Here is a 12410-nt window from a genome sequence, read left to right on the forward strand (position 1 = left end):
CAAGCAGTTTCTAGTCGATGAACATTTTTGGCCGAATGTGTCAAAGAGATTGGGTTAGAGAAACCCAATGATTAGTCCAAGTTTTGAAATTTTACTATTTTCGAAGTTAATATGCTCTTCTTAAAACCCCGTGCCGTACTCCTCTTTCTGAAACCTACCATCCATCATTAGCCGCTAAAAAATGGAAACTAGGATGTGGACCCATTAAAATGGTTGCCGTGATCTCGACTGCGTGAGTCACGCCCTGAATTTCAGGGGTGTGCACTGAGCCATCTATTCTGTCTGACTGACGAATAAATGTGGCGTCTTCAGCCTTACTTTCCGAAGAGCCATGCAAGCCAAGGGTTAACGACCAGCGTGCTTTGAGCGGGATTATCTTCATAAACCGCAATGGGTTGCGGTGTCCGAAGCACCTCGCGAATATGGACCGCCAAAGACGCTGTACAACCGATGGAAGCGGTGGAGCAACATGGGTGTGTTCGCTCGGATCATGGAAGGATTGGCTGCTGAAGATACGGATCACAAGACGATCATGATCGACGCAACATACCTCAAAGTGCACCGCACTGCCTCAAGCCTGCGGGTGAAAAAGGTGATGCGTGGCAGTCTGATCGGTAGGATCAAGGGTGGAATGAACACAAAGCTTCACGCCATTACTGACAGCGTTGGACGCCCAATTCGGTTCTTCATCTCTGCCGGCTAAGTTGGTGATTGTGCTGGGGCCAGTGCATCAGAAACGGCTTTCCGCTGTGCTCGGTCGGATGCTGGCCTTTGAGGTGGTCACGGACCGCAAGATCACAAAGCCAGACCCGCAGAGCAACGCTGCCATTTTCGCGGCCACGCGTGAAAGCGGGATCATCCTGTCGAAATCGGACGCCTGTAAATGCCGCTTGCGTATGGTGCGGCGGATGCGCCTGTCGACGGAAGATGTCGATAACGTGGTAGACGAGCTGGGTCAGGCGTTCAATCGCGCCACAGAAAAAGGCTCTACGTACTAATAAAACGCGCCAGCCGATCCGGCTGGCACGTTCTTCATTGGGATTGGGTTAGCCCCGCAGCACTTTACCCGCTGCATCAAAGGGCGGCTCGTGCAGGATGACCGCCTTGTGTGGGCGCCCGAGTACCATGACCTCAACCTCATCCCCTGGCTGAGCATTTTTGACGAACCCCAAGGCCAGCGACATGCCGACAGTATAGCCATAAGTGCCGGAGGTCACACGCCCAATGCCTTCGCCATCCTTGAAGATTGGCTCGCCACCGGTTGCATCGGCGTTGGAGGCGGTCACGCCGGCCTCGTCCAGACGCAAAAGAACCAGTTGTTCACGCGCCAAGTTTTCCAGAACCTTCTGCGCGGCGTTTTTATTCAGAAAATCCTTGTCGAACTTGCACAAACGGTCCAAGCTGACTTCGTGTGGCCAGTATTCCGGACTGTATTCGCGGCTCCACGAACCATAGCCCTTTTCGACGCGCATAGACATCAGCGCGCGGCTGCCGACGGGGCCCGCTCCGAACTCTTTGCCCGCCTCGATCAGCGCATCATACAGGCGCGCCTGGTTTTCGGTCGGGCAGTGCAGTTCCCACCCCAGATCGCCGGTGAAGGACACGCGCAGCGCCAGAACCTCAACACCCGCCAGTTCGATCATGGCCGAGCGCATGAACGGGAAATCCTCGGTTGCCAGCGATGCGTCGGTCAGCTGTTGCAGGATTTTGCGCGATTTGGGACCGGCGACGTTGAACCCGCACATGGCTTCGGTCATGCTTTCGAAGGTTGTGCCTTCGGGCAGAGGAACCTGTTTGAAGAACCGCTTGTGATAGCGTTCGGCCATGCCCGAGCCGATGATCCAGAACTCATCCTCGGCCAAGCGGGTGACGGTGAAGTCACCTGCGATACCACCACGTTTCGAGATCAGCGGGGTCAAGCAGGAACGACCCACCGCCCTGGGCATGTTGTTGGCGAAGACGGCGTTCAGCCAGTCTGCGGCACCCGGGCCCTTGCAGCTATATTTGGCAAAGTTCGAGATATCGATGATGCCGGCGCGGTCGCGCAGCATCCTGCATTCCTCGCCCACAGGTCCCCACCAGTTCTGACGGGTAAAGCCGTTGGTGTCCACAATGCCGGGATTGTCTGCAAACCACAGCGGATGTTCCCAGCCGACGTTCTGCCCAAAGACGGCACCCATCGCTTTTTGGGTCTCGTAGATCGGGCGCACACGGGCCGGACGGCCTGCGCTGCGCTCTTCGTTCGGAAAATGGATGGCAAAGCGGTGTGCGTATTGATCCTGTACTTTGGCCTTGGTGAATTCTTTTGTGGCCCAGCGGTCAAACCGCGCCATGTCCCAGGCGAACATGTCGTATTCGGTTTCGCCCTCGATGATCCACTGCGCTGCCATCAGACCCATGCCACCGGACTGTGAGAAGCCTGGGATGATGCCGTTACAGCAGAAATAGCCGTCAACTTCAGGGACCGGTCCCATCAGAACATTGGAATCTGGTGACCAAATCATCGGGCCGTTGATGACTCGCTTGATCCCGGCCTCTCCCACAGCGGGTAGGCGCTCGATGGCATTCATCATATTCTCTTCGATGCGCTCCAGATCGTCGGGAAACAGGTCATGGGCAAAGTCCAGCGGCGTTCCTTCCTCGGCCCAAAACTTCATGTCCTTCTCATAAGCACCGACCAGCAGGCCGTTGCCTTCCTGACGCAGATAGTATTCACCATCGCGATCCGAGACCGAGGGCAGGCGGGTGCCGTGGGCCTGAACGTCCGACATCGCTTCGGTCACGAAGTACTGGTGCTCGGTCGGCTGCAGCGGCAGATCGATCCCGGCGAGTTTCGCAACTTCACGGCCCCACAGGCCAGCAGCGTTCACCACCCACGGTGTTTTGATGTCGCCTTTGGGGGTTTTGACGATCCAGAGGCCGTCGTCCTGCTGTTCGGTTGCGGTGACAGGGGTAAAGCGGTGAATTTCGGCACCGCGCTGGCGCGCGCCGACGGCATAGGCGTTGGTCACGCCCGACGGGTCGACATTGCCGCCATCGGGTTCGAACATCACGCAACGAATGCCATCGTAATTGACCAGTGGGTTCAGGCGCTGCGCCTCTTCGATGCTGATCTCATAGAAGTTCATGCCATAAAGTTTGGCCTTGGCCGCCTGCAGCTTCAGCTGATGCTCACGCTCTTCCGTTTGGGCCAGGTACAGAGAGCCGGGCTGGAACACGCCACAGCTTTGGCCTGTTTCCTCTTCCAGCGCATTATACAGGTTCATCGTGTAATGCTGGATACGGCTGATATTGGTGCTGTCATGCAGCCCGTGGATGTTCGCCGCCGCGTGCCAGGTTGAGCCTGAGGTCAACTCATCCCGTTCAAGCAGAACCACATCCGACCACCCCAACTTGGTCAAGTGATATAGAATTGAGCACCCGATTACACCGCCACCGATGACCACGGCCTGAGCTTCTGTTCGCATTTTGTTATCTCGCGCGTTTTGTGTCGTGGGTTTCTTTCACGATCCGGGCGTCATCGGCAATGTCCACAAAATTCAAGGTGGGGTGAGGTTGGTTAAACTCATGGATCGGGGAAATCAAAACGAAAGCAATTCGTCAGAGTGCGGGTGCACGACGCTGCGACCTTCTCAAAACTCCAGACGATGCGCACGACCGCGTGCAACGAGTTTTTGATTCAATTCATCCGCCTCGGGAGCGCCGTATTCAAGCGCAAAGACGAAGGCATGGGTCAGGTAGAAACAGGCCGCATCGTGGTCCTGCCGCAGCTCAGCTTGATTTGCCGCTTCTTGGTACAGGTGGATCAGCGCGGGCACATCATAGTCCGCATGTGCCCGCAGCAATTGTATATCTAGCTCGTCCAGATCCATGGTCTGCCTTTCAGTGAAATCGCAATGTTTTTGGTGCGGACGTAGTTATAAAGTGCCTCAAGCCCTTTTTCACGCCCGAAGCCCGAATTGCCCACACCCCCGAACCGGGTCGAGATGCCAACTGCGATACAATCTTTGACAAAGACCTGACTGGCCCGCAGCTTGCTTGCCACCCGACAGATTGCGGGCAAAAATGCCTGCGACCAGCCCGTACCCGGTGCCGTTGGCCGTGGTGAAAGCCTCGGCCTCGGCCTCGGTCTCGATGGGGGTAAAGCAGCTGACGGGGCCAGGATCTCTTCTTGCACCACTCCGCTGGAGGGGTCGACTTCGGCTAGATTGATTGGAGCCATGATGTAGCCGTTGCGATTCAGACGCGCGCCACCCGCTGCGAAGCGGACACCGACCTGACGGACGGTGGATGCTACTTCCGACGCTTAAGCCATTGACCAGGTCTGCGGCGCGCTCGATCGACACGTCATAGATAGAGCGATGCGCCATCCCCCGGGCCATGGCCGAGCAGACCAGACCGGCATTATAATAGATACCGCTTTGCAGGCTAGAAATCAGCGTGCCCAAATTAGCTTCGTCCAGGGCGACAGCGGTGGATTTGCCACCCAGCTCCATCAGTGACGGGATCACGTTATTGGCCGCCGACCGCTGGATGTGCTGACCCGTGGAATCCACGGCGGTAGAACGACCTGATCTACCTGGGAACTCGCCACCAGCTTTTTGTCCAGTTCCCAGCGGATGCCATTTAGGTCCGACACAGTGCCTGCGGGCACCTCTGCACGCTCCAGTGCCACGCTCGGCGTGGCCAGACCGATCGGATTCAGTTCCGGCAATTTTGGTGATGGTCGAATTGCCCGCCGCCTTTGATAGTGCCGACGACCGGCCCGCAATGGACACCGGGAAGCTCCACGGCACGATCTGTGCCGACACCCCGTAGGGTTCGAAAAATGTATTGTCGGTATAGTTTGGACCCAAGGGGATCGATTTGCCTTCGATCTTTTCGGTCACGCCGCCGTAGTATTCGAAGTACTGTGTTGCTACGGAGAATTCATACCGCGCTGCTTCCAGCGTTGGGGCCAGGGTGTCCTCGCTCGCCTGCGCGAAACCCGCCACATGATCCTGATTGCCGGAATATTCAATTGCAATGGCAGCGTCCTTTTCGCATTCAACACACGATCCGGCCAGATAGTTTCTGGCCAGGCCGTCGTTCAGAAAGCCGCTCATGCTCCGGCGCGGCCTTTTTCGACCTGAGTCGCCACCCAGTGGTGGAAGCAGTGGGTCGGACCGTCCATGGCAGGAGAGAAGCGGCCACCGTCGAATAGAACGCCGTGACGGCCCTTTTGCATTCCCTCAACAACGAACACGTCTTCCTGGAACACGGTGTTCCACAGCGCCGAGTTCTTGGCCCGCAGTGCCTCGTGCTGGGGCGCGTCTTCTGGTTTCTGAGCATAATAGAGCTCTATATGCTCGATGGTCTTTTCCTGTGTTACCGGCTCGAGGATAAAGGCAAAGCCGTGGTCGCGCTGAACACCCAGCATGACGTTCGGATAGACGACGATGTATTCCGCGCCTTCCCTCCACTTTTCGCTGAGACCTTGGAAATCGTTTAGTTTCTCACCATCCTGACCTTCGAACTGGCGATACACATAGGTGCCCTGACCAGAGTATTTGCCCAACTCGTTGATGTTGTAGTGATCTTCCAGACGGGAATAGCTGTTCAGACCGGGGTGAACCCACGGCAGATGGTAGCTTTCACAAAAGTTCTCAACAGCCAGTTTCCAATTCGCGTCCAGTTCCAGATGCACCGAGGCACCGGCACCGCCATGATGCATCGGTTGTTCGAACTCTTTCCAGCGCTCCATCAACTCGCCGTGAACCTCTTCGAACTCGGGCGCGTTACCGTCTACATTTACGAAAATTACGTCGCGCCAGACGTATGACCGAATGCGCATTAGGCCCAGTTCAGCAAAATCCAGATCTTCGTGGGTGTTCTGGCCGGGGCCGCCTACATGGGGCGCTGTGCGCAGCTCGCCATTAAGGCCATAGCACCAGCTGTGATAAGGGCAGCGGATTGCGCCTCGGATTTTCTGAGGCTTGTCGACCAAGATCATACCACGGTGACGGCAGGTGTTCTGGAACACGCCGATCTCACCATTGCGGTCGCGGACCATCAGGATGGGCATTCCCAGGAAGTCGACCGGTTTCGCGTCGCCTGCCTCGGGGATGTCCTTGCCAAAACCGATACCGGACCAGTTGGCAAACAAGACCGACTCCCGTTCTTCGGCAAAAACGGCGGGGTCGATATAGTGCTCGTTCGGCAGTCCCTTGGCTGTGTTTACCGGGGTTAGAACGGACGAAAGCGATGCATGCTTGTTCATCGGTCACTCCTGAGTGTGTCTGTAGCTTTGGATTTCTTCCCCATTGGCAGCGCAACAGGTCCGTCTTCAATACCAAAAAACCTAACCGATACGTGAGACTGGCTAAACCGATCCGCCTTGAACTTCGTCTAGCAGCCAGTTCTTTAGGGCCAGCGCACCTTCGGGAAGTTGTTCATCCTCGCGCCCCACCAGATAGAAATTGTTTGGGGCTGGAATACTGAACTTCTCAAGCGCCACTAACTTTCCCGAGCTGAGCATCGGTTGAATCAGTCGCTTCCACCCCAGCGCGAGGCCAGCCCCTTTGCGCGCCACTTGCAGGGCCAGCGCGTAACTGTTGACCCGCGATTGCGCCGGTATGTTGCCGGTAAACCCAAGTTCGTGAAACCATTCCGGCCAGGTGGTCCAGGTATTGTCCCTGGTTTCCAGATGGATCAGGCGGTGCTCTGTCAGGTCGCTGAGACTGGCGCCCTTCAACTTAGCGGCCAATTCGGGGCTGCACACCGGTGTCAGGGTATCGCGATAGAGTTTTGTGTGCGGCAATGAGGAATTTGGATCCTGCCCGTAGCGGATAAAGAAATCTAGGTCGGGGCGGTCGGCAAAAGATGTGTCCTGCGCCATCTGATTCACTTTCACGTGCGGATGTTCCTGCCAGAACCGGATAACGGACGGGGATAGCCATAAGGCGGCAACTGCGGTGCTCGACCCCACGGTGGCGTGGTTTTCGGAATCACCACTGCGGACTTGTTCCAGAACCTTTGACACTTTGAGGAAAGATGTGCCCAGAACCTCATAGAGAGCCGCGCCATCTTCGGTAAGTTCAACACCTCTATGCTTGCGTATGAACAAACGCGCGCTCAGGTCGGTCTCCAGCGCCTTGATCTGATGGCTCACGGCGCCTGGGGTGACGGATAACTCGCTTGCAGCGTCCTTAAAACTCAGATGACGTGCCGCCGCTTCAAAGGCGGACAGCGTGGCAAGAGGGGGCAGGTTGTAATGGCGTCGTGACATCGGGGCTACGTTGCGTTGAAGTTTAGCTTGAGCTCGTTTCAACCGAATATGAGAAATTTTGCAATTGAAAACTATGTTTTTTTCTGCAGCTTTGGCACGGCCCGTTTTCACGCCCAGAATTACCAGGCGCCGAACACGAGTTTAGATACCTGCAGGGCATACCGACAAACACGTGATGGAAAACCAGATGAACACACAAGTCGCTCGCCTTGTCCGAAAAACTGAACTGAGCCCGGATACATCAGATTTCTGCTTCGAAATCCTTGGAGGTCGGTTCACTGGCCTTGAGCCCGGCGCCCATGTGGATGTTCACCTGAGCGATGATCTGGTGCGCCAATACTCATTATGGAGTTGGAGCCAGGACGGGCGCATGATCAACGTTGCCGTAAAACGCGAGGATGATGGTCGCGGCGGCTCGCGGGCCATGCACGACATGGAAGAGGGTACCGAGATTGCCGTAGGCGGTCCTCGCAATCATTTCCCACTGGAAAGCCATGATCGCCACGTCACTCTGATCGCTGGCGGGATCGGGGCAACCCCGCTGGTGGCAATGGCGCGCGAATTATTGAACCGGGGGCAGGATTTTCGGGTCTACTACCTTGTACGCTCTCGGGACTACGCCGCAATGGACAATCAGTTCCGCGCGCTGGGTCTGGATGAATGGTATCACCTGCATTGCGACGATACCGATGGTCCGTTCGATCTGGCGCTGGTGATGCAATCCATGCCGATGGGTGCTGATGTCTATACCTGCGGCCCCGAGCCGATGCTGAACGCCGTGTTGGAGTCTGGCACCGCCCTGCGCGGTGGTGCGATCCACTTCGAACGGTTCGCTGCCGTTTCGGATATCGAGCACGCGCCCAATGACAGTTTTGAGATCGAGGTTCAGTCCACTGGGGTTGTCTACACGGTGTCACAGGACGAAACGATCCTCGAAGTACTCAAAGCCAACGGTGTCCATGTGGATTTCGGCTGCTCCGAAGGACTCTGCGGGTCGTGCATGGTCGATGTTGTTGAAGGTGAAGTGGATCATCGCGATGACATTCTGACCCCTGAGGAGCAGTCTACGAACAGCTATCTCTGCACCTGTGTATCAAGGGCAAAATCCGACCGTCTGGTATTGGCGCTGTAGCGGCATTGCCAAGTTGCTCCCTGCTGTAGACTGGACTAACCGATGCGGATGAAGAGACCGACGATCATGCCTCGCCTGAAAGGCTTTAGTTTTCGTCGCGAAATCATCGCCTATGCGGTTTGGGCGTATCACCGATTTGCACTCAGAACGGTTGGAGTCGAGGATCCGCTCGCCGAGCGCAGCGTGACCGTTAGTCGGGAAAGTGTCCGGCATTGGATCAACCGTGTTGGCCGCCGTTTCGCCGATTGCATCAGGTGCGACAGGCCTGCGGCTGCTGACAAGTGGCATCTGGACAAGGTTGTCATCTCGATGGGCGGTGAAAGATTTTGAATCTGGTGGGCGGTTGATGCCAATGACAACGTGCTCGATATCCTGGTGCAGAGGCAATGCAATGCGAAAGCCGCCTGACGTTTTTGAAACGACTGACCGACCGGTTCGGCGATCTGCGTGTCATCGTCACCGACAAACTGCGCAGTTACGTCAAGCCGATCAAAGAACTATGTCCGGGCGCCGACCATCGGCGCACACGGGATCAAACACTCGGGCTGAAGGATCGCGCCGGCCGGCGCAAAAACGCAAAAAGCTGATGGACCGCTTCAAATCTCCGAGACATGCTCAAAGGTACCATTCCGCTCACGACCAGAGGAACACCATGTTTCGCCCCCGCCGCTATCGCCTTTCCGCCAACTCGTACCACCACGCCGGATCGGGTGCCCACGATCTTTGGAATGGCTAGCCCTCGAGTTGACCACCTGACTGCGCCGTCTTCGGCACTTTTCAACCGCTGCCAAACAACTTGGCAATGCCTCCCTGACAGTCGTGGCCGATTGGCGCTGCCCAAAAAACTGGGTAGCTTTTTCATTCGATGGCGACACGTCTGGCCACGCGATAGATCATCACGAAGAAGACCGGCACAAAGACCACGCCCAGCACGGTGGCCGAGATAACGCCGCCCATCACACCCGATCCCATTGCCGTTCGTCCCCCGGCGCCTGCCCCCGAGGACAGAACCAACGGCAGAACACCCAGAGAGAACGCCATCGAGGTCATCAGAATGGGCCTGAACCGCTGATGCGCCGCGTCCTTGACGGCTTGCAACAAGGGTTCTCCGGCTACGACCTTGTCGCGGGCGAACTCAACGATCAGGATCGCGTTCTTGCCGGTCAGACCAATCACCGTCAGCAGTGCGACCTGGAAATAAACGCCGTTTTCGAACCCACCCAGCCAGGCCCCTACCAGCGATCCGGTCACGCCGATCGGCATGGCCAGCATCACGGCGAAAGGAATGGTCCAGCTTTCGTAGAGCGCCGCAAGACACAGGAACACGGCGGCAAGTGACAGGGCATAGAGCATCCCTGCCTGATCCCCGGACTCCCGCTCCTCCAGTGACAGGCCCGTCCAAGCGATCTGGTAGCCCGGCGGCAATTGCTGCGCCAGCGCCTCAATCTCGGCCATGGCTTCACCGGTGGTGAACCCTGGCGCAGGGCTGCCCTGCAACTGAATGGCCGAAACACCATTATAGCGGTACAGACCCTGCGGACCGAATTGCCAGTTCGCGGAAGAAAAGTTGGACAGCGGCACAAGACCACCTGAATCATTGCGGACCCGCCAGGCCTCGATATCTTCGGGGACCATGCGATAGGGTGCATCCCCCTGAACATAGACGCGTTTGATCCGGCCCCGGTCCAGAAAGTCGTTCACATAGCGCCCAGCCCAGGCCACCGATAAAAGCTCACCCACTTCCTGCGCAGAGAGGCCCATTGCACCTGCGGCGCGCCAGTCCAGATTGATGTTGAACTGGGCCGCGTCCTCAAGCCCGTTGGGACGGATCGAGGCAATTTTCTCACTTTGCCCCGCAAGACCCATCAGTTGATTTCTCGCCTGTACCAGCTCTTCATGGCTTTGGCCGTCACGGGCCTGCAAATAAAAGTCAAAGCCGCTGACGTTACCAAGTTCGATCACCGCAGGGGGAACAATGGGGAACACAAACGCTTCCTGAATTTGCGAGAATGCTCCAAAGGCCCGACCCGCAATGGCTTGAGCGCTTCGATCAGGGGTATTTCGTTCGTCCCAATCCTTCAGGCTGATGAACGCAATACCCATGTTTTGGCCCTGCCCGGCGAAGCTGAAGCCACGCACGGTAAAGACAGAAACGACGTTTTCAGTCTCATTCTCCAAATAATACTGCTCAATTTGTTCTAGCACGCCCTCAGTCGCCTCAGCGGTAGAGCCCGTCGGCCCCTGGACCAGAGTGAAAAGGATACCCTGATCCTCTTCGGGCAAAAACCCGGTCGGCGTGCGGGCAAACAGAAATACCATGGCGGCACCGATCAGCAGATAGATAAGCCCCACACGCAGCGGACGTCGGATCGAGAATCCGACCAGTGACGAATAGCTTTCTGTCAACCGGTCGAACCCGCGGTTGAACCATCCAAACAGGCCGCGATCGCGTTTGTCATGGTCGGGTTTGCGCAAAAGCGTCGCGCACAGGGCGGGTGTCAAGGTCAGCGCAACCACAACTGACAGCATCATGGCCGAGACGATGGTGATCGAGAATTGCTGGTAAATTACCCCGGTGGAGCCACCGAAGAACGCCATCGGGATGAACACTGCCGACAGCACCAAGGCGATGCCGACCAATGCACCGGTAATCTGACCCATGGATTTCTTGGTGGCCTCGTAGGGGGAAAGTCCCTCTTCCTCCATGATCCGTTCGACGTTTTCGACCACGACGATGGCGTCATCCACCAGCAGACCGATGGCCAGAACCATTGCAAGCATGGTCAGTGTGTTGATCGTGAACCCAAAGATCGAGATGATCGCGAATGTCCCCAACAACACGACCGGCACAGCGAGGGTCGGAATAATCGTTGCGCGCAAGCTCTGCAGAAATAGGAACATGACGAGGAAGACCAGAACGATCGCCTCGATCAGCGTGTGGACGACTTCTTCAATCGAGATCTCGACAAAGGGGGTGGTGTCGTAAGGTACGACATATTCTACGCCGTCCGGGAAAAAAGCGGAGACTTCGTCCAGCTTGTGCTTCACGCGCTCGGCTGTATCGAGTGCGTTGGCACCCGAGGCTAGCCGGATCGCCATACCCGCGGTGGGCTTGCCGTTGAACCAGGCGGATGTGGTATAGCTTTCGGCTCCTATCTCCACCCGCGCCACATCACGCAGCAGAACAAGCCCGCCGTCGGTTTCTGCGCGCACCACGACCTGTTCAAAGTCTTCCGGCGTCGACAGCAGCGACTGCGCTGTGATCGTGGCGTTAAGGGCTTGCCCCTCGACCGCAGGCAAAGCGCCGAAGGACCCCGCCGAGACCTGAGCGTTTTCTTCCGAAACGGCCTGTACGATATCCGTGGGCGTCAGCTCGAATGCGGCCAGTTGTTCTGGGTTCAGCCAGATCCGCATCGCATATTGCGCACCAAAGACCTGAACGTTGCCGACACCCTCCAGGCGGCTGAATTCATCGACCATGTTCGATACCATGTAGTCTGACAAATCCACAGCATCGAGGCGATCGTCGGTCGAAACAAGCGCCGCAACCAGAAGGAACCCGCCCGAGGATTTTTCGACGACAACACCCTGACGTTGAACGATTTCCGGCAGCAGCGGCGTCGCCTGACTCAGCTTGTTCTGAACCTGCACCTGCGCAATGTCCGGGTCGGTTCCGGTTTCAAAGGTCAGCGTCACCGTGGAAGACCCGGTCGATGTAGAAGACGAGCTGATGTATCGTAGCCCGTCGAGCCCGGTCATCTGTTCCTCGATCACCTGAGTTACGGTATTGTTTACGGTCTGGGCCGAGGCGCCGGAGTAGGAGGCGCTAACCTCGACCGTGGGTGGCGCGATTTGCGGATATTGCGCCACCGGCAAGTTGAAGACAGCCAAAGTGCCGATGCCCATCAGCAGGATGGAAATGACCCATGCAAATACAGGTCGGTCGATAAAGAAACGTGCCATAGGGAACTTTCACATCTGGTTGCGGGAGGCTGAGCGCTGCAGTCCGTC

At 56.9% G+C, this 12410-nt stretch carries 9 protein-coding genes and 2 pseudogenes; 4 read left to right on the forward strand and 7 right to left on the reverse strand.

All coding sequences use genetic code 11. The features are described 5' to 3' along the window. Positions 1–297 precede the first annotated feature (297 nt). Together ACR0IK_RS16390 and ACR0IK_RS16395 are read left to right on the forward strand one after the other, a co-directional pair. Positions 298–700: pseudogene (locus ACR0IK_RS16390) on the forward strand (IS5 family transposase); the annotation flags it as partial. A gap of 7 nt (positions 701–707) precedes the next feature. Continuing rightward, positions 708–998: a hypothetical protein gene (locus tag ACR0IK_RS16395; protein WP_480642276.1), complete on the forward strand. Its 291-nt coding sequence runs from the start codon at positions 708–710 to the stop codon at positions 996–998. Between the two features lie 48 nt (positions 999–1046). Here ACR0IK_RS16395 and ACR0IK_RS16400 read toward each other — a convergent pair whose 3' ends face one another. The 6 genes from ACR0IK_RS16400 to ACR0IK_RS16425 form a co-directional block, all read right to left on the reverse strand. Further along, positions 1047–3467: a GcvT family protein gene (locus tag ACR0IK_RS16400; RefSeq protein ID WP_480642277.1), complete on the reverse strand. Its 2421-nt coding sequence runs from the start codon at positions 3465–3467 to the stop codon at positions 1047–1049. Between the two features lie 165 nt (positions 3468–3632). Continuing rightward, positions 3633–3872: a hypothetical protein gene (locus ACR0IK_RS16405; protein ID WP_480596082.1), complete on the reverse strand. Its 240-nt coding sequence runs from the start codon at positions 3870–3872 to the stop codon at positions 3633–3635. After that, a complete protein-coding gene (locus tag ACR0IK_RS16410) occupies positions 3854–4000 on the reverse strand; it encodes a hypothetical protein (RefSeq protein ID WP_480596149.1) in 147 nt (48 codons plus the stop codon). The genes ACR0IK_RS16405 and ACR0IK_RS16410 overlap by 19 nt, the downstream gene beginning before the upstream one ends. Further along, complete coding sequence (locus ACR0IK_RS16415; RefSeq protein ID WP_480642278.1) at positions 3942–5105, reverse strand: aldehyde dehydrogenase family protein; 1164 nt, start codon at positions 5103–5105, stop codon at positions 3942–3944. Before ACR0IK_RS16415 ends, ACR0IK_RS16410 begins: the two co-directional genes overlap by 59 nt. Continuing rightward, positions 5102–6259 (reverse strand): aromatic ring-hydroxylating oxygenase subunit alpha, encoded by a 1158-nt coding sequence (locus tag ACR0IK_RS16420; protein WP_480596090.1) that lies wholly within the window; start codon positions 6257–6259, stop codon positions 5102–5104. Before ACR0IK_RS16420 ends, ACR0IK_RS16415 begins: the two co-directional genes overlap by 4 nt. 102 nt (positions 6260–6361) lie before the next feature. Beyond that, entirely contained in the window at positions 6362–7267 is a 906-nt protein-coding gene (locus ACR0IK_RS16425; RefSeq protein WP_480596094.1) for a LysR substrate-binding domain-containing protein, read from the reverse strand. A gap of 187 nt (positions 7268–7454) precedes the next feature. Here ACR0IK_RS16425 and ACR0IK_RS16430 point away from each other — a divergent pair, with 187 nt between their 5' ends. Together ACR0IK_RS16430 and ACR0IK_RS16435 are read left to right on the forward strand one after the other, a co-directional pair. Further along, positions 7455–8399 carry a PDR/VanB family oxidoreductase gene (locus ACR0IK_RS16430; protein ID WP_480642280.1) on the forward strand — a complete coding sequence of 315 codons (945 nt, stop codon included), beginning with the start codon at positions 7455–7457 and terminating at the stop codon, positions 8397–8399. A 48-nt stretch (positions 8400–8447) separates the two neighbouring features. After that, positions 8448–9135: pseudogene (locus ACR0IK_RS16435) on the forward strand (IS6 family transposase). A gap of 122 nt (positions 9136–9257) precedes the next feature. On the opposite strand, the gene ACR0IK_RS16440 reads toward ACR0IK_RS16435, so the two are convergent. After that, positions 9258–12362: an efflux RND transporter permease subunit gene (locus ACR0IK_RS16440; protein ID WP_480642282.1), complete on the reverse strand. Its 3105-nt coding sequence runs from the start codon at positions 12360–12362 to the stop codon at positions 9258–9260. Positions 12363–12410: the final 48 nt, after the last annotated feature.

This window comes from Ruegeria sp. BF7 (genome assembly GCF_056538605.1).